This is a genomic window from Sphingomonas kaistensis, assembly GCF_036884275.1.
Classification (GTDB): Bacteria; Pseudomonadota; Alphaproteobacteria; order Sphingomonadales; family Sphingomonadaceae; genus Sphingomicrobium; species Sphingomicrobium kaistense_A.
Genome location: NZ_CP145607.1, coordinates 527,257 through 553,422 on the forward strand (window position 1 = coordinate 527,257; position 26,166 = coordinate 553,422).

24 protein-coding genes and 1 tRNA gene are annotated in these 26,166 nt (G+C 67.3%); 10 read left to right on the top strand and 15 right to left on the bottom strand.

Going from position 1 to position 26,166, the window contains the following annotated elements; all coding sequences use genetic code 11:
* Positions 1 to 11: 11 nt before the first annotated feature.
* A complete protein-coding gene (locus V6R86_RS02415; protein ID WP_338501756.1) occupies positions 12 to 1,208 on the bottom strand; it encodes a hypothetical protein in 1,197 nt (398 codons plus the stop codon).
* A 144-nt stretch (positions 1,209 to 1,352) separates the two neighbouring features.
* On the opposite strand from V6R86_RS02415, the gene V6R86_RS02420 reads away from it, so the two are divergent.
* From V6R86_RS02420 to V6R86_RS02455, 8 genes are all read left to right on the top strand, one after another.
* The gene (locus V6R86_RS02420) at positions 1,353 to 1,583 is read left to right on the top strand and encodes a KTSC domain-containing protein (protein WP_338501759.1); all 231 of its coding nucleotides are present in this window, start codon (positions 1,353 to 1,355) and stop codon (positions 1,581 to 1,583) included.
* A 63-nt stretch (positions 1,584 to 1,646) separates the two neighbouring features.
* Positions 1,647 to 1,865 (top strand): hypothetical protein, encoded by a 219-nt coding sequence (locus tag V6R86_RS02425; protein WP_338501762.1) that lies wholly within the window; start codon positions 1,647 to 1,649, stop codon positions 1,863 to 1,865.
* Between the two features lie 69 nt (positions 1,866 to 1,934).
* Positions 1,935 to 3,224, top strand: coding sequence for a homogentisate 1,2-dioxygenase (gene hmgA, locus V6R86_RS02430; RefSeq protein ID WP_338501764.1), 1,290 nt, complete (start codon positions 1,935 to 1,937; stop codon positions 3,222 to 3,224).
* A complete protein-coding gene (fahA, locus tag V6R86_RS02435; RefSeq protein ID WP_338501766.1) occupies positions 3,221 to 4,498 on the top strand; it encodes a fumarylacetoacetase in 1,278 nt (425 codons plus the stop codon). Before hmgA ends, fahA begins: the two co-directional genes overlap by 4 nt.
* The gene (locus V6R86_RS02440; protein ID WP_338501769.1) at positions 4,495 to 4,797 is read left to right on the top strand and encodes a GNAT family N-acetyltransferase; all 303 of its coding nucleotides are present in this window, start codon (positions 4,495 to 4,497) and stop codon (positions 4,795 to 4,797) included. Before fahA ends, V6R86_RS02440 begins: the two co-directional genes overlap by 4 nt.
* A 102-nt stretch (positions 4,798 to 4,899) precedes the next feature.
* Positions 4,900 to 6,726 carry an autotransporter outer membrane beta-barrel domain-containing protein gene (locus tag V6R86_RS02445; protein WP_338501771.1) on the top strand — a complete coding sequence of 609 codons (1,827 nt, stop codon included), beginning with the start codon at positions 4,900 to 4,902 and terminating at the stop codon, positions 6,724 to 6,726.
* Between the two features lie 84 nt (positions 6,727 to 6,810).
* A complete protein-coding gene (locus tag V6R86_RS02450; RefSeq protein ID WP_338501774.1) occupies positions 6,811 to 8,295 on the top strand; it encodes a S10 family peptidase in 1,485 nt (494 codons plus the stop codon).
* 4 nt (positions 8,296 to 8,299) lie between these two features.
* Complete coding sequence (locus V6R86_RS02455) at positions 8,300 to 9,163, top strand: hypothetical protein (RefSeq protein ID WP_338501777.1); 864 nt, start codon at positions 8,300 to 8,302, stop codon at positions 9,161 to 9,163.
* A 3-nt stretch (positions 9,164 to 9,166) separates the two neighbouring features.
* On the opposite strand, the gene V6R86_RS02460 is transcribed toward V6R86_RS02455, so the two are convergent.
* The 13 genes from V6R86_RS02460 to V6R86_RS02520 all read right to left on the bottom strand — a co-directional run bounded on the left by V6R86_RS02460 (position 9,167) and on the right by V6R86_RS02520 (position 21,325).
* Entirely contained in the window at positions 9,167 to 9,856 is a 690-nt protein-coding gene (locus V6R86_RS02460; RefSeq protein ID WP_338501778.1) for a PIG-L family deacetylase, read from the bottom strand.
* The gene (locus tag V6R86_RS02465) at positions 9,853 to 11,061 is read right to left on the bottom strand and encodes a glycosyltransferase family 4 protein (protein ID WP_338501780.1); all 1,209 of its coding nucleotides are present in this window, start codon (positions 11,059 to 11,061) and stop codon (positions 9,853 to 9,855) included. The genes V6R86_RS02460 and V6R86_RS02465 overlap by 4 nt, the downstream gene beginning before the upstream one ends.
* A complete protein-coding gene (locus tag V6R86_RS02470; protein WP_338501781.1) occupies positions 11,058 to 11,888 on the bottom strand; it encodes a sugar phosphate isomerase/epimerase family protein in 831 nt (276 codons plus the stop codon). Before V6R86_RS02470 ends, V6R86_RS02465 begins: the two co-directional genes overlap by 4 nt.
* Positions 11,885 to 13,381 (bottom strand): YcaO-like family protein, encoded by a 1,497-nt coding sequence (locus V6R86_RS02475; RefSeq protein WP_338501783.1) that lies wholly within the window; start codon positions 13,379 to 13,381, stop codon positions 11,885 to 11,887. Before V6R86_RS02475 ends, V6R86_RS02470 begins: the two co-directional genes overlap by 4 nt.
* Complete coding sequence (locus tag V6R86_RS02480) at positions 13,378 to 14,196, bottom strand: hypothetical protein (RefSeq protein ID WP_338501785.1); 819 nt, start codon at positions 14,194 to 14,196, stop codon at positions 13,378 to 13,380. The genes V6R86_RS02475 and V6R86_RS02480 overlap by 4 nt, the downstream gene beginning before the upstream one ends.
* Complete coding sequence (locus tag V6R86_RS02485) at positions 14,187 to 15,185, bottom strand: Gfo/Idh/MocA family oxidoreductase (protein ID WP_338501786.1); 999 nt, start codon at positions 15,183 to 15,185, stop codon at positions 14,187 to 14,189. Before V6R86_RS02485 ends, V6R86_RS02480 begins: the two co-directional genes overlap by 10 nt.
* The gene (locus V6R86_RS02490; RefSeq protein ID WP_338501787.1) at positions 15,185 to 16,291 is read right to left on the bottom strand and encodes a class I SAM-dependent methyltransferase; all 1,107 of its coding nucleotides are present in this window, start codon (positions 16,289 to 16,291) and stop codon (positions 15,185 to 15,187) included. Before V6R86_RS02490 ends, V6R86_RS02485 begins: the two co-directional genes overlap by 1 nt.
* The gene (locus V6R86_RS02495; RefSeq protein WP_338501789.1) at positions 16,288 to 17,235 is read right to left on the bottom strand and encodes a hypothetical protein; all 948 of its coding nucleotides are present in this window, start codon (positions 17,233 to 17,235) and stop codon (positions 16,288 to 16,290) included. The genes V6R86_RS02490 and V6R86_RS02495 overlap by 4 nt, the downstream gene beginning before the upstream one ends.
* Positions 17,217 to 18,395, bottom strand: a complete 1,179-nt coding sequence (locus tag V6R86_RS02500) for an inositol-3-phosphate synthase (protein WP_338501791.1) — start codon at positions 18,393 to 18,395, stop codon at positions 17,217 to 17,219. Before V6R86_RS02500 ends, V6R86_RS02495 begins: the two co-directional genes overlap by 19 nt.
* A gap of 128 nt (positions 18,396 to 18,523) precedes the next feature.
* Positions 18,524 to 19,294 carry a Crp/Fnr family transcriptional regulator gene (locus V6R86_RS02505; protein ID WP_338501792.1) on the bottom strand — a complete coding sequence of 257 codons (771 nt, stop codon included), beginning with the start codon at positions 19,292 to 19,294 and terminating at the stop codon, positions 18,524 to 18,526.
* An 84-nt stretch (positions 19,295 to 19,378) separates the two neighbouring features.
* Positions 19,379 to 19,455, bottom strand: a tRNA-Pro gene (locus tag V6R86_RS02510).
* 72 nt (positions 19,456 to 19,527) lie between these two features.
* Positions 19,528 to 20,835 carry an FAD-dependent oxidoreductase gene (locus tag V6R86_RS02515; protein ID WP_338501794.1) on the bottom strand — a complete coding sequence of 436 codons (1,308 nt, stop codon included), beginning with the start codon at positions 20,833 to 20,835 and terminating at the stop codon, positions 19,528 to 19,530.
* 169 nt (positions 20,836 to 21,004) lie between these two features.
* The gene (locus V6R86_RS02520; RefSeq protein ID WP_338501795.1) at positions 21,005 to 21,325 is read right to left on the bottom strand and encodes a polyhydroxyalkanoic acid system family protein; all 321 of its coding nucleotides are present in this window, start codon (positions 21,323 to 21,325) and stop codon (positions 21,005 to 21,007) included.
* A gap of 24 nt (positions 21,326 to 21,349) precedes the next feature.
* Here V6R86_RS02520 and V6R86_RS02525 point away from each other — a divergent pair, with 24 nt between their 5' ends.
* Together V6R86_RS02525 and clpB are read left to right on the top strand one after the other, a co-directional pair.
* Positions 21,350 to 22,219 carry a D-Ala-D-Ala carboxypeptidase family metallohydrolase gene (locus tag V6R86_RS02525; protein ID WP_338501797.1) on the top strand — a complete coding sequence of 290 codons (870 nt, stop codon included), beginning with the start codon at positions 21,350 to 21,352 and terminating at the stop codon, positions 22,217 to 22,219.
* Between the two features lie 64 nt (positions 22,220 to 22,283).
* Entirely contained in the window at positions 22,284 to 24,881 is a 2,598-nt protein-coding gene (gene clpB, locus V6R86_RS02530; RefSeq protein WP_338501799.1) for an ATP-dependent chaperone ClpB, read from the top strand.
* Here the strand turns inward: clpB and V6R86_RS02535 are convergent.
* Positions 24,878 to 26,143 (bottom strand): aspartyl/asparaginyl beta-hydroxylase domain-containing protein, encoded by a 1,266-nt coding sequence (locus V6R86_RS02535; protein ID WP_338501801.1) that lies wholly within the window; start codon positions 26,141 to 26,143, stop codon positions 24,878 to 24,880. The two genes, clpB and V6R86_RS02535, sit on opposite strands and share 4 nt — an antisense overlap.
* Positions 26,144 to 26,166 lie beyond the last annotated feature (23 nt).

The window sequence follows — 26,166 nt, forward strand, 5'->3', positions numbered from 1 at the left end:
TTGGCGGGCAATCAGGCGAGGCGGTGCAGCGCTTTTTCGAGCAGGGCGAGATCAGCGACGGCGCCCACCGGCTCGACCTTGCCGGTCGCGTCGCGGCGCACTAGGACCAGGGTGAATTCGTCGTTGCCGGCAAGCGCGCTGAGCGGCTGCGCGGCGGCAGCGCGGAGGCGGACGCGGGCACGGTCGGCGCGGTTGTCGGCGCGGGGCGCGGGGCGGCGGGCATCGCGCTCGGCCGCGACCAAACCCTTGAGGCCACCAGCAAAGCTTTCGATGAACGGCAGAAAGCCTTCGAAATCGATCTCGCAGCGTTCGGCGTGGGCGAGCGCGGCGGCGAATTCAGTCAGCCGCGCCTTGTCGTAATCGGCGCCGAAGACCAGCTTCACGATCGGCGTCATCGGCGCGCGGGCCTGTGCCTTGATGCCCGCATCGTCGAGCAATTCGGCATAATCGTCGGGCACGCGGCGGCTGGCGACGGCAAAGTCATAGGCCAAACTCAGGGCCCGGTAGAGCGCGGCGCGGCTGCGCCCGTCGGCAGCCTTCAGCACTTCCACCGTTTCGCGCGCGGCGGACAGACGATCGGCAAGGCCGGCATCGTCTCCGAGCGGGAGGGGCTCGTCGTCCTCGGGCTCGATCGCCTCGACGAGGTCGAGCACGTCTTCTTCCTCGAACACCGCCGTGATCGGCAGCGGGTCGGGCCGCGGCGCGGACACGGCGTCCTTCCAATTGATGACGCCGTAGATGAAGTCGATCGTCTTCCCGTCCGAAGAGAAGGGCATCAGGATGCCGCGATAGCAGATGTCGAGCCCGCGCTGATTGGTGAACTCGGCCTCGAACCCGATCGGCGCACGGTTGGCGACGATCTGCAGCCAATGATCGGTCAGGCGGCTCAGCAGCGAGCGTGGCGGGACATCGGCCAGCGTTCGCACCGTGTCGCCGATCTCGCATTCGGCGCGCAGCGCGGCGCCGATGAAGCTGGTTGCCGGATTGTCCGTTCCGGCGGTGAAATCGAGCAGCAGGCTGTGGTCGGCGAAATCCTGGACATCTCGGCCGTCGAGATCCTCGATTGAAGGAAAATCGCGTCCGTTGAGGAGCGAGGCCCAGTAATTATAGGCACGAACATGCATTCGCCGCTCATCCATTCCGATGGCTGCAGCCATGTCGATCGGCTCGTGATCGAGGCTCAGATCAGGTGAAAAGCTAAGGTCCATGCGTCGGTCCAATTACCCCCAATAAGGAGGCAAATAGCGCCGGTGCAGTTACCAAGGGGTTAAGTATAGCGGTTCGACTCGCGTGGGAATCCCTTCGTCGCATCCTGATGAATCTCGCTGTTCGGCGGTTCGTTCTGGGACACGATGGACAGCAGCCTCATAAACGGCGCGCTTTACTGGCCCGAGCACCGCGCGCTCGAACTGTGCCTGGCAAGCGGGCGGCGCTATCTTTATCTCGGCGTGCCGGCCGAGGTGGCGGAGGGCTTTACCGAGGCCCCGTCCAAGGGCGCCTACTTCAACCGCGCGATCCGTGGCCGCTTCGATTGCCACCCCTTGCGTGACCAGAAACCCACACCGCGCGCCGTGAACGACTGATCGGCAGGAACGGTTGGTCGCCGCCTTCGTTCGTTTCGGCGCAACAACAGGAGTTCGAGGGCAATGGCTGATCTTAATCGTGACGGGCTGGACGATGGTCCAGTCGTGGAGCGCACCACGGTAGTGAACACCGGCGGTGGCGGTGGCAGTGGCGGCGTGATCGCCGTGGTGGTCCTGCTGGCGGTGCTGGTGATCGGCTATCTGCTGTACACCAACGGCACGTTCGGCGGGTCCAAGACCGAGATCAAGGTGCCTGATTCGATCAACGTCAACGTCAACTGATCCGGCGCGGGGGAGCGGGGCCGCTCACTTGGCTTCCCTCCCCCGCCCCACCAGCCTAGAGCGGGTGTCATGCTGACCAGCTCTTCTCCCGCCTACGTGGCCGGTTTCGGTGGGCATGTCGCCACCGAGGCAGTCAACGGCGCGCTGCCCCAAGGCCGCAATTCACCGCAGCGTCCGGCATTCGGCCTTTATGCCGAACAATTGTCGGGCACCGCCTTCACCATGCCGCGGCACGAGAACCGCCGCTCGTGGCTGTACCGCTTGCGGCCGAGCGCCGACCACCGCCCGTTCGTCGCTTATGACGGCGCGCCGCGATTGGCGTGCCGAGCGTCGGGGCCGCTGGCGCCCAACCGCCTGCGCTGGGACCCGCTGGCCGAGCCCGCGATCGGCACCGACTTCATCGACGGGCTGACCACCGCCGTCTTCAACCGCGCCCCGGCCGATCTGGAAGGTGTGGCGGTGCATCTCTACGCGGCCAATGCCGAGCGGCTCGACCGGGTGTTTGTTTCAGCCGACGGCGAACTCCTGGTCCTGCCGCAGGACGGCCGGCTGGAACTGCTGACTGAGCTTGGTCGGATCGAGATCGCGCCGGGGCAGATCGCGCTGATCCCACGCGGTGTGCGGTTCAAGATCGCGCTGCCCGACGGCGCGGCGCGCGGCTATCTCGCCGAAAATTACGGCGCCCCGTTCCGCTTGCCCGATCTGGGGCCGATCGGCGCCAACGGTCTCGCCAATCCGCGCGATTTCGAAACGCCGGTCGCGTGGTTCGAGGACAAGGACGAGCCGACCGAGCTGATCCAGAAATATGGCGGCACCCTGTGGACGACGACGCTCGACCACAGCCCGCTCGACGTCGTCGCCTGGCACGGCAATCTCGCGCCCTGCCGTTACGACTTGGCGCACTTCAACGCGATCGGCACGGTCAGTTTCGACCATCCCGATCCGTCGATTTTCACCGTGCTGACCTCACCCTCGCACATGGCCGGGCGCGCCAACGTTGATTTCGTCATCTTCCCGCCGCGCTGGATGGTCGCCGAAGACACCTTCCGCCCGCCATGGTTCCACCGCAACGTGATGAGCGAATGCATGGGCCTGCTGACCGGCGCCTACGATGCCAAGGCCGAGGGGTTCCAGCCGGGCGGGCTCAGCCTCCACAACATGATGAGCGGGCACGGTCCCGACGTCGAAACCTGGCGCCGCGCGAGCGAGGCCGAATTGAAACCGCACAAGATCGACGGAACGATGGCCTTCATGATCGAAAGTTGCTGGCCCTTCGAGGTGCCGGAGGAAGCGCTGAGCCGCGCGCAGCCCGACTATGACGCGGCCTGGGCCGATTTCCCTAAGGCGCGCCTGCCATGAGGATCGACGAGACCCACGATCCCGCTCGCTCGAGCTGGGTGGAAAGCGCGCAAGGACATCGCGACTTTCCGGTGCAGAATTTGCCGCTGTGCATCTTTTCCAGCGACGGGCGCGAGCGGCGCGCCGGGGTCGCGATCGGCGACTTCCTGCTCGACCTACCCGCAATCGCCGACGCGCTCGGCGACGCCTGGGTCGAGGAATTATCGCAGCCGGTAATGAACGCCTTTCTCGCGCTCGGCAGCGGACCGCGCGTGGCGCTGCGAAAGCGCCTGTCCGAACTGCTCTCCGACGAAGCGCATCGAGACCGGATCGAGCCAGCGTTGCTCGGCCAATCCGAAGCGACCATGCACCTGCCGTGCCTGATCGGCGATTACACAGATTTCTACGTCGGCATCCATCACGCGACCAACGTCGGCAAGCAGTTCCGCCCCGACAATCCGCTGCTGCCCAACTACAAATATGTGCCCATCGGCTATCACGGCCGCGCGTCAAGCGTGCGGGTGTCGGGCCAGCCGGTGGTGCGCCCCAGCGGGCAGCGCAAACCGCCCGAAGCCGAGGTGCCGGTGTTCGGTCCCTCGCGGCGGCTCGATTACGAACTGGAGCTTGGCATCTGGGTCGGGCCGGGCAATGCGCTGGGCGAAGCGATCCCAATCGATCAAGCGGAAGGCGCGATCGCCGGCTTCTGCTTGCTCAACGACTGGTCGGCGCGCGATCTTCAGGCGTGGGAATATCAGCCCTTGGGGCCGTTCCTCGCCAAGAACTTCCTGACCAGCGTATCGCCGTTCGTCGTCACGCCCGAAGCGATGGCGCCGTTCATGACCGCCCCCTTTACGCGGCCCGACGGTGATCCCGAGCCTCTGCCCTATCTCACCGGCGGATCGGACAAGCCCGGCCTCGGCCTCACCGTCAGCGCGGCGCTTACCACTAGGAAGATGCGCGACGAAGGAATGGCGCCGCATCGCCTGAGCCAAGGCGTGGCCGCAGACGCCATGTACTGGACCGCCGAACAGATCGTCGCGCATCACAGCTGCAACGGCTGCAATCTCCAGCCGGGCGATCTGATCGGCACCGGCACGCTGTCGACCGCATCGCCGGACGGACTCGGCTCGCTGCTGGAGATCAGCCAGGGCGGCAAGGCGCCGCTGACCCTTCCGACCGGCGAGACCCGCAGCTTCCTTGAAGATGGCGACGAATTGATCCTCACCGCTCGCGCCGAGGCGAAAGGTTATGTGTCGATCGGGCTCGGCGAATGCAGGGGATTAGTGGTCGGATGAAGAACGTTTCACGCAACGAGGCCAAACAGCGCTTCGAGATCCACCTCGACGACGGCGCGGTCGCCTTTTCCGACTATCGCCTGACGGACGGCAAGGTGACGTTCCCGCATACGGTCGTCCCTCCGCATCACGAAGGCCAGGGCATCGGATCGGCACTCGCCAAGACGTCGCTCGACTGGGCGCGGGGCGAAGGGCTGAAGGTCGTGCCGGCCTGCAGCTTCTACGCCAACTATATGGCACGCCATGCCGAGGTGCATGACCTCCTCGCCCCTGGGGTGGCCGAGCAACTCGGCCTCTAGCTACGAGCGCATCACTGTTGCGCCGAGGCCACTTGTCAGGCCGCCGCAACGGGAGGCATAGCTTTGCTCCTGGGGCCGTTGTTGGCCGGGGAGGAACTACACATGATTCAGCGTCTTGGCGCGCGCGCGCTGCTTGGGGCCACCGCCGTTCTGGCCTTGTCCGTCGCCACTCCGGCGTCGGCGCAGCGGATCATCCGCATCGTCGCGTTCGGCGACAGCTATGCCGACACCGGCAACCTGTTCAGGCTGACGGGCCTCAATCCGGCGACTTTCCAGAACGGCATCTACTCCACCGGACGCTTTTCCGGCGGGACCAACTACATCGACAGTCTGTCGCTGCTGCTGGGCGCGCCGGTCGAGAACTTCGCCATCGGCGGTGCCAGCGCCGTGCGCGGCGCTCCGGCGACCGCCTTCGATCTACAGTTCGAGGTCGACAATTTTCTGAACGTCGGCACGCAGTCGAGCGTGTTTCCGACCGGGGCGCCGTCGTTCGGCCCCAACGATCTCGTCACCGTGTCGATCGGCGGCAACGATGCCCGCTACTTCCAACAGGGCCTGTACGGCGCCTTCACGGTAAACGACGCGATTGCCGCATCGCGCACCCAGCTGAACCGCCTGGTTGCCGCCGGTGCGCCGACCATCAGCTTCCTTGCCGGCAACACCGCGCTGCTGCCCGAAGTCGCGACCAACCCGTCGGCACAGGCGGTCCGCAACACCTTCTCGACCACCTACAACAATGCGCTGCAGCAGACGCTGGCCGGCTATGCCGCGAACGGCGTGGTGGTGCACTATCTCGACCTTTCTCAGGTTCTCGGGTCGATCCAGGCCAACGGGGCCGCCTACGGCCTTCCGAACGGCGTCGTCTGTGCCCCGACCCAGGCGAACGTCCTGTGGGGCTGCGCCGGCTATCTGTTCTACGTCGACGGCCTGCACCTCAGCTCTGACGGCTTCCGGGTCGTCGCGCGTTACGTGCAGCGCCAGCTCCAGGCGCCGCTCAGCCTCGGCGCGACCAGCGACCTGGCGCTCGACAATGCCCTTCAGTTCGGGCGCACGCTCAACAGCCGCATGGACCTCGGCAGCCCGCGTGACGGCGAAGTGCTGGAAGGCGCGCGCGTGTTCGTGGTGGGCGACAGCTTCAGCCGCGACGTGCGTACCAGCAACGTCAGCGATCAGTTCGACATCGATTCGGTCGGCGCCACCGCCGGTGTTGAGTTCGGCTTCGGCGGCAACGGGCTGATCGGCGTCGCCGGCGGCATCACGCGCGGCAAGGCGCGGCTCGCCAACGACAGCGCCAACGTCAAGGGCAAGGGCTGGCAGGGCGGCGTCTACGCGGCCTATGCCCTCGGCCCCGTCTTCGTGCAGGGCCACGCGGGCTATGGTCGCACCGATTATGACATCAGCCGCGCGGCGGTGATCGACCGCCTGTCGGCAAGCCCCGAGGGCAGCCATGTCGTCGCCGGAGCGAAGGCGGGCTTCCTCACCGGGCTCGGCCCGTTGCGGGTCGGACCGGTGGTCGCGCTCGACTACGCCAAGGCCAAGATCGACGGCTACACCGAGACCGGCGACAACGCGCTTCGCCTCAATGTCGGCGCACAGCGTTATTCGGCCTTAGTCGGCGGCGCGGGGCTCGAGCTTCGCGGCGACTTCAACGCCGGCGGCAGCAGCCTTCGTCCCTTCGCTTCGGCGATGATCGAAAAGGACCTGAAGGGCGACGGCCGGACGATCACCTTTGCGCAGACCGCAAGCCCGTCGATCGTCAACCGCTTCGACCTCGGCGAGCGCGACACGGGCGTCTACACCCGCTTCACCGCGGGCGCGTCGGCGCAGCTCGCCAGCAATATCCAGCTCGACATCAACGGCAGCACGACAGCCGGCAAGGACATGGGGAACGACGTCAGCGTGCAGGGCGGCGTCCGCGTCGGCTTCTAAGCCTGTCTCGACGCGGCGGGAGCGCGGCTTGCGCTTCGCTCCTGCCGCGCCATGATGGCTCCTGACCAGACAGGGGCCTTCCTCATGAAATTGCACATCCTCGCCGCGACCGCGCTCGCGTGCCTTGCCGTTCCCGCCGCCGCGCAGGACAAGGACGGCAAGGTCGCGGAGGCCAAGGCCTATCAGCCGCAGATCGTCACCACCCGGCACAGCGGCAGCTTCGGCGGGCAGCGGATCAACTATTCTGCGACGATCGGCGAGACGATCCTCAAGAACAAGGACGGCGTGCCCGACGCGGCGATCGTCACCACCGCTTACATCAAGGAGCCGCGCGACCCATCGCGCCCGGTGACCTTCCTCTTCAACGGCGGCCCCGGCTCGGGCTCGGTGTGGCTGCAGATGGGCGCCTTCGGGCCCAAGCGCGTCGCCATCCCCAGCGATGCGCGCGACGACGGGGCGCCGCCCTATCCGATCGTCGACAACCCCGATGCCCTGCTCGACGTCACCGACATGGTGTTCATCGACCCACCGGGCACCGGCTTTTCGGTGCTGCTGCCGGGCGGCGATCCCAAGAATTACTTCGGCGTGCAGCAGGACGCCCGCGCCGTGGCCGAGGTGATCCGCCGCTGGCTCGGCGACAATGGCCGATGGAACAGCCCCAAATATCTCGGCGGCGAAAGCTACGGCACCTTCCGTTCCGCCGCCGTCGCCAACCAGCTGGTCAACACCACTTACAACGACGTCGGCCTCAACGGCATCATCCTCATCTCGACCATCCTCGATTACAGCGGCCGCGCGGAATCCCCGGGTAACGAAGTCGGCTACATCACCACCCTGCCCTCGCTCGCGGTGACCGCCGCTTTCCACGGCAAGGCCCCGGCCGGCGATCCCTCCGTCATCGCCGAAACCGCCCGGCAATTCGCGCTCGGGCCTTATGCGTCGTTCCTGCTCAAGGGGCAGAAGGCGCCGGCCGAGGAGCGCGCCGCGGTCCGCCGCCGCCTGGCGCAGCTGACCGGGCTGAGCGAAACCTATCTCGACCAGACCGACCTCCGCATCAGCCCGGGCCGCTTCTACAAGGAATTGCTACGCGACCGCGGCCAGACTGTCGGCCGGCTCGACACCCGCTACACCGGCCGCGACTATGACAATGCCGGCGAAGGCCCCGACAACGATCCGAGCTTCTTCGGCATCGACGCGGGCTACACCGCCGCGATCAATAGCTGGGCCCGCGACAGCCTGAAGTTCAAGACCGACCGCGAATATCAGGCGATCGGACGCTCGGTCCGGCCATGGGACTGGTCGACGGGAGACAGCGACCAGTACGTCAATGTCGCGCCCTATCTCGGCACCGCGCTGCGCGAGAACAGCGGCCTCAGGATCTTCGTCGGGCAGGGCTGGTACGACATGGCGACGCCCTTTTTCGGCGCCGAATACAGCCTCAGCCGCACCGGCATTCCGCAGGATCGCACCAGCTTCCATTATTATGACAGCGGCCACATGATGTATGTGCGCGACGAGGACCGGGTGAAGCTGAGCCGCGACCTGCGTCAGTTCATCCGCGCGCGCTGAGCCGATGTCGCTGCTGCTCGCCGCCCTCGCGTTGCAAACTGCCGCGCCTGACCCGGTCGTCGGCCTGTGCCGGTTTGACGTTGCCCAGCTGAGCTTCGCCGGTTCGCCGGCGGAGCAGGCGCGCTGCCTGATGCAGCCGGTCGGGAAGCGTGGAGCGCTGGCCGCATCGCCCAAACGCCTGCCCGGCACCCTGTCGCGCGTCATGGCGGGTCGCGTACCGCTTCCCAGCCGCGACGTCGTGACGCACCTGCTCGCTGCCGAGCGGATGGACATCGGCGGTGTCGACCAGCCCGTGTCCCGCGCCCGCGACGGCGATCCCACCGCGCCGCTCGCCCGCTATTTCGTGATCCACGACACGAGCACGCCTTATTATGGCGACGAGCCGTTTCCCGCCGACATCGATGGCGACGCACGGGTCAACAGCTTCAGGCCCTACTTCCCGGCCAATGCCGATCCGGAAAAATTCCCGGTCGCGCACCTGTTCCTCAATCGCATTGGGCAGGTGCTTGTCGGCCAGCCCCTGTCACGGCCCTGGCGCGCGACCAAGCTCGAGACGCGGGTGATCGGGCTGCCGGCCAAGGGCCTGTTCCTTCATGTCGAGACGGTCATGCCCCGCCGCCGCGATCCTGCGATCGAGGGATGGAACGACGCCATTGCGCCCAATCCCGGTTTCAGCGCGCGGCAGTATGACCGACTCGCCATCCTCTACATCGCGCTGAGCGTGCGCGCGGGCGGCTGGCTGATCCCGGCCCAGCACGCGACCATGGATCATGGCCTGCCGCAGGCGCATGACGACCCGCAAAACTTCCGTATCAAGGATTTCGACCGGGCGCTTCACCGCCGCCTCCGCGCGCTGCGACGCGACTGATCGTCAGGCGGGGTGCAGCCACTCGGCGTGCTGGCCGGCAAGCCGATCGCGAAGAGCCGCCGCGCCCCCGAACTGAAAACCGAGCTGCGTGGCATAAGCGGCGCAGGCGGACAGCTTGGCGGCTCGCGCCGCGGAGTTGGCGGGAACGACAAGCGCCTGGTCGCGCGGGGGCAGATACGAGCGATCGAGATACGGCCAATCTTCCCACAGCATGGTCGTGGGCGGGTTACCCAAGGCCGCCACCGCGTCGCGCACGATCAGATGATCGACATGGCCGCCGATCCCAAGCGGGGCGAGCAGAATGTCGGGGCGTAGGTCGGCAATCAGAGCGGCAATCGCGTCTGACACCTCTGTCTTGGCGCTGTCGTCGGCGGTGACGTCGCCGAACAAGGCCGGCGCGCTATCGTAGCCGCGATGCGGCGCCTCCAGCAGGGGCAGGTGAAGGGCCTCGGCGCCGAGACGGGCGCAGGCTTTCTTATCCTCTTCGCGGCGCAGCGCCATGTAATCGACGTCGGCCGCCAATCCCTTGTCGAGCTGGCAGGCGAGCGCGAAGCCGGTGGGCTGCGCGACGTTACCGGTGAAGATGGTCGCCACCACCACGCGCCACCCGCGCCGCGCCGCGCGAAACAGTGTCGCGCCGGCCGAAAACACCGCATCGTCGAGATGCGGCGACAAGGCGAGCAAGGTCGTCACAACAGATGCGGCTCGGCGCGGAACCGGCAGGGGGAGCGTGGCAGGTCCGGACTGAAGTCGTGGTCCGGCGCGCTGCCGGCAAGGTCCGCGTAGATGCCCGCGATCTGCCGCCCGACCGCTTCCCAGCTATAGGTCGCGCGGCATTCCGCCAGCGCTGCGGAAGCGAGGCGCTCCCGCAAGCTCGTATCGTTGACCAGGGCCGACAGCGCCTTGGCCTGCGCGGCAATGTCGCCCGCCTCCACGAGCAAGCCGTTCTTGCCGTCGCGAATGCAGTCCACGACCCCGACCGAGCGGCACGACACCACCGCGAGCCCGCTCGCCATCGCTTCGAGGATGGTGTTGGAAAAGCCCTCGGCATAGGTTGGCGAGGCAAAGACGTGATGGCCGTGATAGAGGGCGGGCACCGCGGCGTAATCGGCATAGCCGGTGAAGGCGACGCGTTTCCCTAGGTCGAGCTCGGCTGCCAGCGCTTTCGCAGCATCGAGGTCGGGTCCGATGCCCGACACCGTCGCCCGCCACTCGCCTTCGACCCTCGTCAGCGCGTGCAGGAAATCGAGCACGCCTTTCCGCCGGTCGACCCGGCCGTGGTAAAGAATGCGGACGGGCCCGCCCGGCGCGCCGGGTGCGGGCGTGAAGCGGCGCGTATCGACCGCGCCGGGAACGATGGTGAAGCGACCGGGCGCCGTACCGAGCCTCTCGCTCACCTCATTGGCAAAGCTGCGCCCGCCGATCAGCACCGCGCCCGCGTGATCGAGCACCCGGACCATTGCCAGCCGGTGCGTCTCGCAGCAGCTCCCGACCCAGTGGCCGTCGCCGCCCTGGATCGACACCACCGTCGGCACACCGATCCGACGCGAGGCGAGCAACGCCGCCCAGCCGGTGGGATAACCATATTGCGCATGAAGGATGTCGAAGGGCTCGCGCTCATGCTCGGCGAGGATGGTGGCGACCATCTCATCGATGTCGCGCTCGAAGTCGCCGCCGTCCTGCTCGCCGCGCTGCTCAAGGCCGATCACCCGGACGCCCGGCACCTCCGGCGGCGGCCCGCCGCCATAGACGCGCGTGCCGAATGCATCGTCGCGATACTGGCTGATCATCGTCACAGCGTGCCCACCCGCGACCAGCTGTTCGAGTAGATTCCGGGCGTAGATCGACATGCCAGAAATGGCCGGAAAATAGCGCCGGCTGACAAAGCAGATCCTCACGCGCCGGCGGCTCGCAAGGCGGCGGCGGCTTCGGGAATGGCGAGGTGCGCGCGCGGGCTTTCGCGGCTGTATTCGACGCATACGAGGCCGGTAAAGGCGATGTCGTTGAGGGCAGCGACTACCGCGGGCAAATCCATGTCGCCCTCGCCGAACGGCAGGTGGGTGTGATCGCCGATCTTCATGTCCTCGACCGACACGGTGCCGAGCCGGTCGGCATGGTTGCGCACCGCCTGGTCGGGCGCGATGTCTTGCGTCACCAGGCAATGCCCGGTGTCGAGCGCGAGGCGAAGTGAGGGATGCCGTTCGGCGACCGCGACATAATCACCGACGGTCTCGACCAGCATGCCGGGCTCAGGTTCGAGGCTTACCGAAACCTGCTTGTCCGCGGCATAGTCGCATACGGCGCCGAGGCCCTCATGCAGCCACGCGGTCGCCTGGTCGGGCGCCACTTCGGGCTTGGGCACGCCAGCCCAGAACGACACCGTCTCGCTGCCGAGGATGGCGGCGATATCGATCGCGCGGCAGAGGAATTGGATGCGGCGGGCACGTCCTTCGAGCGAGGGATTGAGCAAGGTCGGCTCATGCTTTTCGCGCGGATTGAGGAGATAGCGCGCGCCGGTCTCGATCACGCTGCCGAGGCCGAGCTCATCGAGCCGCTGCTTCAGCCGTTCGGTCTGCGCGCGCCACTCCGCCGCGAAGGGATCGAGGTGATGGTGATCAAGCGTCAGCGCAACGCCCTGGTAGCCACTGTCGGCGATCAGCGACAGCGCGTCGTCGAGCCGGTGCGACGAGGCTCCGTTGGTATTGTAGGCGAGCCGAAGCGTCATGCCGGCTCCTTCGCCGCGGCGGCGACATGGTGCGCTTCGGGTTCGCGGTAAAGCGGGTAGAGCGGGCCGACGAGCTCGGCTGCTCGCTCGATGTCGAACCACGGTTGTCCGCCGAGCCGCTCCACCGCTTCTTCGGTCAGCCGAACCGGGCGGCGCGACGAGGTGGTCGGACCGAAGCCGACTAATCCAAGATCGCGATCGAGCAGCTTGCGCGTATTGCGCTCGCCGATCCGGGCATAGCTCATGGTCTCGACCTCGAGCCCGGGGACGATGACCTTGACGCAGGCAAGATCGACGCCGGGCGGCGACATGTCGACGTAGAGGATGTCCATTCCCGCCGCCGCCACCGCATCGATGGTCGCACGGGCGCGGGCCGAGCCATCGGCGATCGGGGCGGCGGGAAGTTCGCCGAAGGGTTTGTGCGAGCGCACCGCGTGGACCGAACCCGCCAGCCATCCGGCGAGGCGGCTTGCAGGGGCATGGGTCCACTCGGTCATGGCCTCGAACGCACGCGGATCGCTCGATTTGGCGGCGGCACCGCTGCGCGCCATGAACCGCTCGACATAGCCCGGCGGCGCGACCCGCTCGGCCAAGGCGCGCGGTCCGTGCGCGAACGCCTTGCGCGCGCGGGACGCGGCGAATTCGCAAATCGCCTTGGTCAGTGCCTGGTCGCGGTCGGGATGCGCGGCCTCTCCGCAGCCGGTCAGCATGATCGGTGTCGGCGGCTCGCGCCCGTCCCGCTCGCGGCCGACGCAATACAGGTTGGCGATGCCGAATTCAGCGGTGGCGAACTTGGGCATGAGCTCGATGCCGGCTTGGTCGAAGCGATCGAGCAGCGCCCGGGTCGCGGCCGGAAGCGTCGCGGGCAGGTCGAGCAGCTTGCCCTGGTCGAGCGCGCGGAACAGGAGGCCGTTGCCGTCGCGCTGGAGCAACTCGAGCAGGCCGTGACCGACCGCCCATTCGAGGTCGGGACCGGCCCCCATGCCGTTGGAGATGATGGTGGTGAACGGCCGATAGTGCGGCTCCAGTTCCTTGGAGGAATAGGCCGCCAGATCGATCGGCACGAGCACGGTCGAGCCATCGCGCCAGCGCCGTGCCTCGACCCAGTCGAGAGGGGTGTGACGGCCGACGAGGGACCCGGCCGGAAGGCAAAGGGTCAGCGGGTCGGCCACGCTGTCATCGCCAAGCACGGCCGCCAGCTCGGCATAGCAGCCGCGCGTCTTGGTGCGCGCCGACAGGCTGAGCGTCGGGAACACCATTTCGGCGATTTCGCCCAGCGCGCCGAGCACCGCCTGGCCTTCGTCCTGCCCGTAGCCGACGCCGTACGGCATGATGCCGTCGAGCGCGGGATTGTCGGGAAACAGCGCGACCACCCAGACCGGGATGCCGACCGTGTCGAGATCGGTGAGGGGAAAGGCGACCAGTTCCCCAGCAGGAAAGGCATCGCGATAGGCCGCGGCGGCGGGCGGCAGGTTGGGCGGAAGTCCGGTCATAAGGGCATTCTCCTGACACCCGGGGGGCGGCTCAGCGCGTCGTCCAGCGCGCGCAGCGCCGTGTCGCGCCCGATTTCGGGGGCATATTCGAACGGCGTCAGCACCGCGTCGAAATCGAGCGGGGCGATGACCTCGCGGTAGCGGCTGAGCTCGGCGTGGGTCAGCGGGATGTCCTTGTGAAAGGCCTTGTGGCTGCTGATCGCTTGGGAGCGGCCGGTGTCGTCCTGATCGATCTTGAACACATCGCCGCAGAACAGGCGGCGCCCCGGCGCATCGTGAAGCACCGCCTGGCCGGCATAATGGCCGCCGACGAGATGCAAGGTGTAGCCGGGCGCCAGTTCCAGCGTGTCGTCATAGGGGGCGGTGACCCGCAACGCCTTGGTCATACCAAGGTCCTCGCGCTGGATGGCGAGCAGTTCGGGTGCGAATTCACGCTGAAGCTGGAACAGGGCGCCGTAGCCATGGGCGTGGCTGGCGGCGAGAAAACGGATGCCGCCAAGCGCGCGAAGCTGCTCCAGCATCTGGAACGAATAATAAGGCGCGGCCTCGAACGCGATGTTGCCGCCGTCGCGCACGATCAGCCACCCAGTGCCGGCCAGCCCGAGGTTGGGCGTGGTGGTGAAGGCCCACAGGTCGTCGGCTATGCTGCGGAACGTGCCGCCGTGGGTGGCGGCGATCTCGGCCTCGGGCAGGAAATGCCAGCCGTCTTCGGGCAGGTCGTTGCGCACGTCGGTGCAGACGGGGCAATCGGGCGGGGTCGCGAAGTGAAGCTGCCAGAAGCCGCAATTGGCGCAGGCATAATGACTCAAAGGCATGCCAGCGCCTCCTCGTGGGCAGTGCAGAACAAGCGCATCAGGTTGAGGTCGCGCGTGCCGGAGAAATCGTGCGCTCCGCCGGCGACCGCCGCGGCAAAGGCCAGCGCCTGCGCGGTGAAGGGCGAGAGGTCGGTGTCGAAGCGAATGGCACGCGTGTCGCCGCTGCGACCGCAGGTGAGTTGCACCGAGCCCCCGGCGCTCTGCCCCATCGTATCGAGCGCGACGATCATGCCCTTGTCGCCCAGCACTTCCAGTCGGCGGCGAGGAAGCACTTCGGGGCAATTGTAGGCGACATGGCTTTGCAGCAGCGCGCCGCCGGCGAAGCGCCCGACCAGCATGCCGCCATCGTCGACGGGATAATCATGCACCCGCCGCTGCAGGGTGATCTGAAGCCGGTCGAGCGGTTCACCGACCAGCATTTCGGCGAGATCGAGGCCATGCAACCCCAGATCGATCACCGCACCGCCCCCCGCCGCCGCCGGATCGGCACGCCAGTTGGACACTTCGGTCTGGCCGGGCGGTCGCCACGCGGGGTCGATCCAGCAGGCGTAAGCGATGCGCACGGCGGTGACTTGCCCGATCGCGCCGGCGGCGATTTCCCGTTGGATCGCGCGATGGGCCGGGTGATGGCGTTGGTCGAAGGCGGTGCCGTAGGTGACCGCGCCGGTCGCGGCGACCAGCGCTTCGGCCTGGTCGAGCGTTGCGGCGATCGGCTTTTCGCACAGGATCGCCGTGCCGCTCGCTGCCGCTTCGGCCACGGGCGCGAGGTGGAGGTGATTGGGGGTCGCGACGTAGATGGCGTCGGGGCGCTTGGCGAGAAGGCCCGTCACGTCCGGCGAGGCAAAGGCGCCCAAGGCCTCGGCGCTCGCCCTCGCGGTGGACGACGGGTCGGCGATCGCGACCAACTCGTGCCCTGCGGCCGCGATGGCGGGCAGCATGTGATCGCGCGCGACCCAGCCGAAACCGGCGATCCCCCAGCGGAAGCTCATCACCAGCGCTCCGGCAGGTCGAGGAGTTCGCGGCGGCGCACGGCTTCGATCCATTCGGAGGCCATCGTCGTCCGCTCGGGGAGGTCGGTGCGGCAGGCGTAGGTGACGCGCGGCCCATATTCCTCGGCATAGCGCGCGCTCGGCCATTGCGGCGCACCGGCGACGCAGAGGGGATTGCGCTGAAGAGCGGCACCGAGCGCCGGGGTGCCGAGCGGTCCCGGTGTCTCGGCGGGCGCACCGGTGGCGATGGCGAAGGCTTCGGTCTTCGCGGTCAGCAAGGGCTCGGGTCGGCGGCCGGATGCCCCGCAGGAGGTCAGTTCCTCGTCGGCGTACAGGATCGCGTCGGGGAATAGCGCGGTGATTTCGGCAAGAGTCATGCCGCGCCCACCCGACAGATTGGGATGATCGGCGTTGTGGACGTGCGCGAGTGCGATGACCTTGCCGACTTCCCGCAATCGCTCCGCGACAAACGCCTTGTCTTCGAGGAAGTAGAAGGCGTCGTGACAGAAGGCGAGGTCGGCTCGGAGTCGGACGGGCCATGGCCGTTCGGCGTCGAAACAGACGAGCTCGGCCTCCGGCGCGACCCAATGCCGCGCGACCCACAATTTGGCGAAGACCAGGTCGGCGCCGATCGCGCGAACGCCCGCCTGCCCAAGCGCGCGAAGATAATGGCCGATTCCGCACGCCAGCTCGAACGCGGCCCTCGGCGCCGACCAATGCGCGTCGAGCAGCGCCAGCCCCGCGACATAGGTCGGGTCGCTCCAGCGGTGCGCGAAATAGTCACCCACCCGTCCCCAGCCGAGCAACGCCATCGCGTCGCGCAGGGTCAGCGTGTCGCGGTTTGCGACGAGCCGACGGAGTTGTGCATTCGGCGGCGGCGGTTCGTTCCACCAGCGGTCATTTTCGGCCAGCAGCAGCACGAGCGCACCCGCCATGTCGCCGCAATCGAGAAACGCGAGCGCTTGCGCTGCGAGATCTTCGGACCCGGCGCGCAGGTAGGGAATGGAATCGATCACCGGCCAGCGCTCGCCCGCCCCGTCGGCCAGCGAATGCGGGCTGTCGGAGTGGAGCGGCTTGCCGCTGAGCGGGGAGACGAAAGCGATCAAAGCAGTCCGACGTCCGCGAGCGTCCGGTCGTGAAAATCCTTGACCGGCCCGGCGTGCACCAGATGATAGTCGTGAAGGACGTTCGCCATGCTGGCCTCGCGCGTCACCAGATGCTGTTCGATCTCCAGCACGCGATCGATCACGTCGGCGGCATTGAAGCAGCGGCCTTCCGCGCTGTCCGCGCTGCCGATCGGCACCAGCACCTCAGCAAACAGCCCGCGAAGCGGCGGCGCAAGCTCGTCCATCGCGGTCGAACGGGCCCGCTCGATCACCCCGTCCAGCAGATCGCCGAGCATGACTTCGCCCGTGAACCCGCTGTCGGGCATGGCGGCGTTGTGGAAATGGTGGCCGAGACCGGCGAGGAAAGCCTGCGTCGGGTTGGCGTCGTACAGCGGCGCGAGCAGGACGCCATAAAGCGCTACGGTGATGCTGTGCTCGGCATGGTTCTCGGCCGGTTGCAGCATCAGGCGCGGTTTGCCGGGGCAGGTCACCCCGGCGCGGGGCTGATCGGCGAGGAGCTGCACGAAACGCGGCAGGGCGCCGTCAGGCAGCCCGGCGCCGAGCGCCTCGCGCAGGTCGTCGACGAGGCGGAGGTCGACCGCGTCGGTGACGGCGTCGAACCCACGGCCGAGTACCTCCACGCTCTGCGCCTGGGTAAGCCCGAGCTCGCGCAATTTGGCGGCATCGAGATCGCCGAGCCGCGCCGCCGCCAGCGCGGCCGCAACGGTGGCGCGCATGACGTCCGATGGCTCGGCGCCCGCCACCAGCGCGCTCCACGTCTGCTTGAACAGGCGCGTCGCGAGCGATCCCGACCGTCCGGCCGAGGTAATGCGCTTGAGGTGGCCGAGCTCACGCAGCACAGGCATCAGCGCCGCCGCCTCCGCCACCTCCGCCGACGCCTCGGGCCCGCGCGCCGCTTGCAGCATCAGCTGCGGCCCAGCCACTCGTCGAGGATGAGCTGCTGCTCGAACAGGGCATGCTCGGCCTCGCCGCCGTCACGCGTCTGCGGCGCCTTGAAGAAGATGCCGAGCTGCTCCTGAACGCCGCCCTCACCGCGCCGCTGCGCGAGGCCGAGCACGCGGGCAATCTCGATCACCAGCGGCGCCGCCAGCACCGAATCCTTGCACAGGAAATTGACCTTGAGCTGCATCTTCTGACCGAGGAAGCCGGTCACATCGATATTGTCCCACGCTTCCTTGTCGTCGCCGCGCGGGCGGTAATAATGGATCATCACGATGTGATCCTCGACCGGATAGCCGAGCAGATGCTCGAGCAATTCCTTCTTGGTGTTGATCTTGCTCTGCAGGCTCTTGGGATCGTCCAGCGCCTTGCCGTCCGAATTGCCGAGGATGTTGGTGGAGAACCAGCCGTCGACATGCAGCGCCCGCGCCCGGAGCGCCGGAGCGATGACGGTCTTCATCATGGTCTGGCCGGTCTTGCCGTCCTTGCCCGCCACGGGCACGTTGAGCTTGCGCGCGAGTTCGGCCAGCGGCGCGGCGTCGGCCGCGACCGAGGGCGAGAAATTGGCGTAGGGCGTGTCGGAGCCGATCGCGGCATAGGCATAAAGCATCGCCGGGCTGATCGCCGCGTCGTTGGCATCGAGACCGCGCTCGAACGCGTCGAGATTGGCGAGGCTCGGCGCGCCCAGATCGGGCACGCGTTCGGTCGAGGCGAGGTTGACCATCACAACCTGGTCGAGCTGTTGCTCGGCGCGGAAGCGTTGCAGATCGCCGCGGATGATGTCGATCGCCTGGCGATGGCTGTCGGCGGCGATCTTGTTGCCGCCATCGATGTTGGCGCAGAAATCGGTGCTGCCGACCGCCGGCCACGGCTTCATGTCCTTGAGCGACGACGCGCCGTCGGCCAGTTCCTTATCGCCGATCACGCCATGCCGCAGCGCGCAGCGACTGAGCGTCTCGTCGGCGAGATCCCAGCCGCCGAACACCATGTCGCGATAGCCTGCCATGCCTTTGATCGTGCGATCCGCAAGCGGCAGCCCGGCGAGGCTGTTCGAACCGGCCTTGATCATTTCCACGCCCGCGATGGCCGTGGTGGCGACCGCCCCTCCGACGCCGACGATGGCGACGCCCAACCGACCACTCATGTGCTTCTCCCCGCATCCTTTGCCCGCGCAAGAGGTGCCGGGACGTGAAGGGAGAAAACGCCGCCCCTAGTCCAAGGTCCGTATTTCGAATTGCGAAATGAACATTTGTTCAGAAACGGTGATGTATGTCACTCGGCCGCGGCGGAGCGTTGATCCATGTCACTTCGGTTGGCGGTGGGAGGAAGCCAGTCGGTCGCCACATGACCGTAGCGATCCTGGAAACCGACCAGTTCGGCCAGCGCTTCGACATCGTTGATGCGGATCATCTTGCCGTCGCGTTCGAGGAGGCCGGTGCTTTCCAACGCACGGAGCGAGCGGTTCACATGCTCCTTGGTCAGCCCCACCGCATCGCCCAGATCCTGCTGGGTCAGCGGAAGCTGAAAGGCGGAACCCGACAGCTTGTCCACCACGCGCAGCCGCGAATAGATGTCGAGCAGCAAGGTGGCGACCCGGGTCTGCCCGTCGGTCCGACCGACCGAGGTCAGGCGATCGGCCAGCGCGACCTGCTCCGCCGCGCTGATCCCGAACAGCATGGCGCCGAGCCGCGGATGCTCCTGGAACAAACGACCGAACCGTTCTCGCGGGAGCTCGTAGAGCGTGCAGGCACTGACCGCGGTCAGCGTCGCGGCGCTGTAGCCCCAGGCGATGGAAAAACTCGTCGTGATGTCGCCGACAAAATAGAAGCGCAGGATCTGGCGCCCGCCGTCGGGCAGCCGGACCGAACCGTGGAGCCAGCCCGACGCGACGATGTAGAGGACGTCGGTGGTCTCGTTTTCGCGAACGATGATCTCACCCGCCGCAAAATGCCGCTCGCGCCGTTCGAGCCATTGCAGCGCATCGCGCTCGGCGAAGCTGAGAGTGAGGTGCTGGGCGAGTCGCTGTTCGAGAGCCGAGGCCATGCCACGCCTATGACGGACGATGCCCCGGCCGTTCAAGTCCCGCGCGCATCGATCGGCGCGCGGCAAACGGTTTGAGCGAGTAAGTGGTCGGGGAGAGAGGATTCGAACCTCCGGCCCCTGCCTCCCGAAGACAGTGCTCTACCAGGCTGAGCTACTCCCCGACCGGAACCCGCAGCAAAGCGGGAACCAAGGCGGGGCGGTCTTTAGGGGGCGGTTCTCACGGACGCAAGCGCCTAATGGCCGCCGGCTTTCAGGAGATCGGGAACCCGGACCAGCTTCTCGCGCGGGGCGCCGGTGCGGGCGGCGGCGACTTCGGCGGCTTCGATCCGTTGCCAGTCGGCGAACAGCACCGGATCGCAGCCACGACTGGCGAGCAAGCGATCGAGCCCGGCGGCGCCGTTGCGACCGGTTTCCGCCCCGCCCGGCGGAAAGGCCGCGTCGATCGCTTCGGCGACGGAAAATCCATCCGGGCGATTGGTGCCGATGGTCCCGGTCGGTCCGCGCCTCGCCCAGCCGACGGCGAACATCCGGTCTTCGACCAGCCCGTCGCGATTGGCATAGCGGCCGAGCGCTTCGTCATAAGGCACGCCGGGGATGGGCGGTGAGGCATAGCCGATGCAGCTGATAACGAGGCCGGCGGGAAGCGCATAGGTCTGGCCCGTGCCGCGGGCCTGGCCGTCGGGACCGAGCGCGGTGCGCTCGACGATCACTCGCTCGGCGCGGCCGTCGCCTTCGATGGCGAGCGGCTTGGCGAAGAAATCGAAGGTGATGGTGCGCGGCTTGGTGCCGTCGGGCGGCGTGGCGGCATAGCCGCGCAGCAGGTCGACGCTCTTGCGCTGGCCCGGATCGAGCGCGGCATCGGTGCCGGCGGGAGGAAAGTCGTCGTGGTCCACCATCGGCTCTGCCGCCTCGAGCTTGCCGAGTTCGCCGAGCTCTTTCGGAGTCATCGCGATCTGGTGCGGGCCGCGGCGGCCAAGAATGGTGATCGAGCGGATGCGGCTCGACCCCAAGGCTTCGAAAGCGTGGGCGACGATGTCGGAGCCGACGAACTCGGCCGGGGTCTTGGCGAGGATGCGGGCGCAGTCGAGCGCGACGTTGCCGTTGCCGATGATGACGGCATGTTCCTGATCGAGCGGCGGGGCGAGGTCGGCGAAATCGGGATGGCCGTTGTACCAGCCGACGAATGCCGCCGAGCCGACCACGCCGGGCAGGTCGTCCCCCGGGATGCCGAGCCGGCGGTCGAGCGGGGCGCCGGTCGCCAGCACCACCGCGTCGTAATAATGGAGCAATTCCTCGGTCGATACGTCGGCGCCGAGGTGGACGTTGCCGAGGAAGCGGACGCCGGGCGTCATCGCCACTTTCTCGTAGCGCTTGGCGACCGCCTTGATCGACTGGTGGTCGGGGGCGACGCCGAAGCGGATCAGGCCGTAGGGGACGGGCAGGCGGTCGAGGATATCGACCGCGACATCGCCCGACTTCAGCAGCGCTTCGGCGGTGTAGAAGCCGGCGGGACCGGATCCGACGATAGCGACATGGCGCATGAGCCTGCTCCTTCTCCGGCCCAATGTGTCATTCCGCCGGGCGGGTGGCAATTGCCTGACCGCCACGCGAAAAACACATAGGGTCCACTTCGTCCACTTCGCCTGATTCCAAGGGTTTGCGAGCGAGCAACGGGTGTCGCTCAGCAAATCCTACTAGGCAAGCGGCCTCTTATTTGCGGCGATCTTCCAGTAGCAGGTCGCTGCCCTTGGCGCGCAAAGCGGCTTCGATCGGCTTGGCCATCATTCCGAGCAGGCCGGGCAGCGCGACATGCACCCGGATCAGCGCGTCCTCGACCTCGATGCGCGCGGTGACCGACTGCCCCATCGCGCCCACGTCGAGATCGAGCCGGTCGCCCTGCCACTGATGCGTGACCGCGCCGCCGCCCGGAATGAAGCTGCCAAGCTTGTGGATATTGTCGGCGATCCGCCGCCGCGCCTCGGTCTTTCCAAGCTTGTGGGGGAGGTCGACGTGGATCGGCTGAGTGCTCATGCACGGCGAAGTGAGTGGCGTTCAGTGTCTTTTCAAGTTTTGTCGGCTTATCGTGGGGCGATGCGGCGCTTGCTGACCACCCTGTTCGCCCTCGCGCTTGCGACCCCTGCCCCGGCGCAGCCTGCCGCTGCGGTCGCCACCGGTACCCAGCCGGTGCTGCTGCCCGCGCCGTGGAACCCGATCGCCGATTATGTCGAGGCGGGTCAGGACGAGCCCGGCTATCGGCAATGGATCGCCAAGGGGCCGTGGCGCCTCGGGCAGGTTCGGCAGTTTCACGATTATCTGACGCAAAGCGGCGTGTCGTTCGTCGCGCCGACCTGGCAGCTGCTGCGCACCGCCAGCGACTGGCGCCGCTGCGGGGCCGAGCCGTTCGAAGTGCCGCCGCAGGAAGAATGGGCGAATATCGTCAACACGCTGCGCTACGTGCGCGATCACGTGGTGCCTTATGTCGGCCCGGTGGAGCCGGTCAGCGTGTTCCGTAACGCCGCGCTCAATCGCTGCGCTGGCGGAGCGCCCGAAAGCGTGCACAAGTCGATGAGCGCGATCGATTTCGTGCCGCTGACACCGATCGGGCGCGAGGACATGATGCGCCGGCTGTGCGGAGAACATCAGCGGCAGGGGCCGCGTTTCAACGCCGGGCTCGGCTTCTATTCCAAGATGCGCTTCCACGTGGACAGCTGGAAATATCGCACCTGGGGCCGCGACGATCACGGCCATCTCGCCTGCCCGAAGGTGGTGATGCCGGCCCCGGTGATCGCTTCTGCACCGGCGGGCGGGGTTGGCCCCGTGGCCGAGCAGGCCGCCGCAACCAGCATGGTCAGCACGACCCCCGTGCTGAAGCCGCGCGAAAGCGTGACGACCCTGCCGGTCAAGGATCCGCTGGCACCGCTCTGATCCCTCTTGTGTTGCCGATAAGCAACACTATCTTCGCCGCAGATGAGAGGGGACATTCCAACCCATGGATTTTGAGAAATTCACCGATCGTTCGCGCGGGTTCATCCAGGCCGCGCAGACCATTGCGGTGCGCGAGAACCACCAGCGCATCGCGCCCGCCCACGTCCTGAAGGCGCTGCTCGATGACGAGCAGGGCATGGCCGCAGGCCTGATCCAGGCCGCCGGTGGCGACCCGCGCGCGGCGCGGCGCGAAGTCGATGCCCTGGTCTCCAAGGAACCGGCCGTCACCGGCTCGGGCGCGACCTCGGCCCCGGCGCTCGATGGCAACACCATCCGCATCCTCGATCAGGCGCAGGAGATCGCGCAGAAGGCCGGCGACAGCTATGTCACGGTCGAGCGGATGCTGCTGGCCTTCGCGCTGGCCAAGGGCACCGGGGTCGGCGACGCGCTGGCCCGCGCGGGTGTGCAGCCGCAGTCGCTGAACGCCGCGATCGAGCAGCTGCGCAAAGGCCGCACCGCGGATACGCAGGGCGCCGAGGACCGCTATGACGCGCTGAAGAAATTCGCCCGCGACCTCACTGCCGCCGCGCGCGCGGGCAAGCTCGATCCCGTGATCGGCCGCGACGAGGAAATCCGCCGCACCATCCAGGTGCTGGCGCGCCGGACCAAGAACAATCCGGTGCTGATCGGCGAACCCGGCGTTGGCAAGACCGCGATCGCCGAGGGGCTCGCGATCCGCATCGCCAATGGCGACGTGCCCGACGGCCTCAAGGACCGGCAATTGCTCAGCCTCGACATGGGCTCGCTGATCGCGGGTGCCAAATATCGCGGCGAGTTCGAGGAGCGGCTGAAAGGCGTGCTCGACGAGGTGCGGCAGGCCGATGGCGACATCATCCTGTTCATCGACGAGATGCACACGCTGGTCGGCGCGGGGAAGAGCGAAGGCGCGATGGATGCGTCCAACCTGCTGAAGCCCGCTTTGGCGCGCGGCGAACTGCATTGCATCGGCGCGACCACGCTCGACGAATATCGCAAGCATGTCGAAAAGGACCCGGCGCTGCAGCGGCGGTTCCAGCCGGTGATGGTGGGTGAGCCGACGGTCGAGGACACGATCTCGATCCTGCGCGGCCTCAAGGACAAATACGCCCTTCATCACGGGATCAACATCACCGACGCGGCGCTGGTCGCGGCGGCGACGCTGTCGAACCGCTACATCTCAGACCGCTTCCTGCCCGACAAGGCGATCGACCTGATGGACGAGGCCGCCTCGCGGTTGCGGATGGAAGTCGAAAGCAAGCCCGAGGAGATCGAAAATCTCGATCGCCGCATCATCCAGCTCAAGATCGAGCGCGAGGCACTGCGCAAGGAAACCGACAAGGGGTCCAAGGACCGCCTCGTCATCCTCGAGCGCGAGCTTGCGAACCTCGAGCAGCAGTCAGCCGAGCTGACGACGCGCTGGCAGGGCGACAAGGACAAGATCGCCGCGGAGAGCAAATTGAAGGAAGAGCTGGACGGGCTGCGCGTCGAGCTGGAGCAGGCGCAGCGGGGCGGCGACCTCGCCCGCGCCGGCGAGCTGCAATATGGCCGCATTCCCGAGCTGGAGCGCAAGCTCGCCGAAGCGAACGACAGCCAGGCCAATGCCATGCTGCGCGAGGAAGTTACCGCCGAGGATATCGCCTCGGTCGTGTCGCGCTGGACCGGCATCCCGGTCGAGCGGATGATGGAAGGCGAGCGCGAGAAGCTGCTCGCCATGGAAAGCATCATCGGCAAACGCGTGATCGGGCAGGCCGAGGCGGTGAAGGCCGTCTCGACCGCGGTGCGCCGCGCGCGGGCGGGCTTGCAGGATCCGAACCGGCCGCTTGGGTCCTTCCTGTTCCTCGGGCCGACCGGCGTCGGCAAGACCGAGCTGACCAAGGCGCTGGCCGAATTCCTGTTCGACGATCCGAATGCGATGGTCCGCATCGACATGAGCGAGTTCATGGAGAAGCACAGCGTCGCGCGGCTGGTCGGCGCGCCTCCTGGCTATGTCGGTTATGAAGAAGGCGGCACGCTGACCGAGGCGGTGCGGCGGCGGCCCTATCAGGTCGTGCTGTTCGACGAGGTCGAAAAAGCGCATTCCGACGTCTTCAACATCCTGCTTCAGGTGCTCGACGACGGGCGGCTTACCGATGGGCAGGGGCGGACGGTGGACTTCACCAACACGCTGATCATCCTGACCTCGAACCTCGGGTCGCAATATCTGGCGAATCTCGGCGAGGACGAACCCGCGGACAAGGTCGAGGCACAAGTGATGGACGTGGTGCGCGGGCATTTCCGGCCCGAGTTCCTTAACCGGCTGGACGATATCATTCTGTTCCACCGCCTGAGCGCCAGCCACATGGCGCCGATCGTCGACATCCAGGTGCGGCGCCTCGGCAAGTTGCTGGAGGAGCGGGGGATCGTGCTCGACCTCACCGATGCGGCGAAGGCGTGGCTGGGGCGGGTCGGTTATGACCCGGTCTACGGCGCGCGGCCGCTGAAGCGGGCGGTGCAGCGCTATCTGCAGGACCCGCTGGCCGATGCGATCCTGGCGGGCCGGGTGCGCGACGGGCAGCAGGTGCGGGTGGACGAAGGCGATGGCGGCCTGGTCCTCACGCCTGCCGAGGAGATTGCGGCGGTCTAGACCGCCGCGTCGCGCGCCTCGTCGGCCATCGCGAACATCGCCGTGATGGCGTCGGTTTCAAGGTCGCTGAGGTACGGGTTCCAGACGTCGAAGATGAGCACCGCACGGTCGCGGTCGCTGCGGTTCCAGGCCTCGTGATCGATGGTGTCGTCGAACGCGAAGGCCTGGCCTTCGACCCACGGCCGGGTTTCGCCGCCAACGCGAAATTCGCAGGCCGGCGGCACGATCAGCGGCAGGTGCACGATCGCGCGGGTGTTGGTGACCCCCGTGTGGGCCGGGATGTGGGCACCCGCCTTTAACAACGAAAAGAAGATAGTCGGGGCGCGCCCGGGGATCCGGCACAAGGGAAGTGCATTGATGATGCGATCGGTCTCGGGCACGTGCGCGCATACGGCGTCGTCGCGGACGCCCTCGCGCCACAGGTGAATGGCGCTCCAGTCGTTCTTGCGGTCGAGCACCGACCATTTGTTGTCGGGCGTGCCGGGTGCCTGCTCGACATAGGGGCGCGCATGATCGCTGCCCGATTGCAGCAGCGCGATCAGTTCATCGCGGATCGTGGCGGTCTGCGCCTCCAGGTCTTCCATCCATTCGAAATGCTCGCGGTCGAACCACTCGTCGGCGGGAAGAAAGGGATAATGCATCCCTTCGCAATGATTGACGTAGATCGGCCGCCGACCCAGCATCGCTTCCGCGGCGGCGCGCACACGCCGACGCTCCCGCGCATCGCCGCGCTCAAGCGTCGCGTCCAGCGTTCGGTCGATCGCCGCGGCGAGCCTGTCTGTTTGCGCCGACACGACCTCGCGGGCGTGGGCGAAGCGTTCGGCAAGCGCGGGCGAGGGATCGGTGACAGACGTGCTGAGCGCGACAACGCCGGCCCATCGCTGCGCGGCGTCATGCGCTTCCCCCTTCCGCTCGTGCCATTCCGCAAGCCGGATCAGGGTCGCGAGATGCCGCTGGTCGAGCGCCAGGGCTGCCTCCAGCGCGTCCCGCTCGTCGCTGTCGCGCGCCAACGCGCGATAGGCGCCGGCAAGATTGCCGAGCACGGGCAGGCTGTCGGGCGCGGCCGCGCGGGCTCGTTCGAAATGATCGGCGGCGGACCGGTGATCGCCGCGGGCCATGGCTGCCAGTCCGATCATGTTATGAGCGACGGGGTTTGCGGGATCGTCGGCGAGAACGGCGGCAAGCAGTCGGCTCGCGAGAGCGGTCTCCCCACGGCTTTGCGCCTGCATGGCCTGGGCAAGTCGAACATCGGTTGCGGACATGAACGGCATCGTGCGGCGCGGGC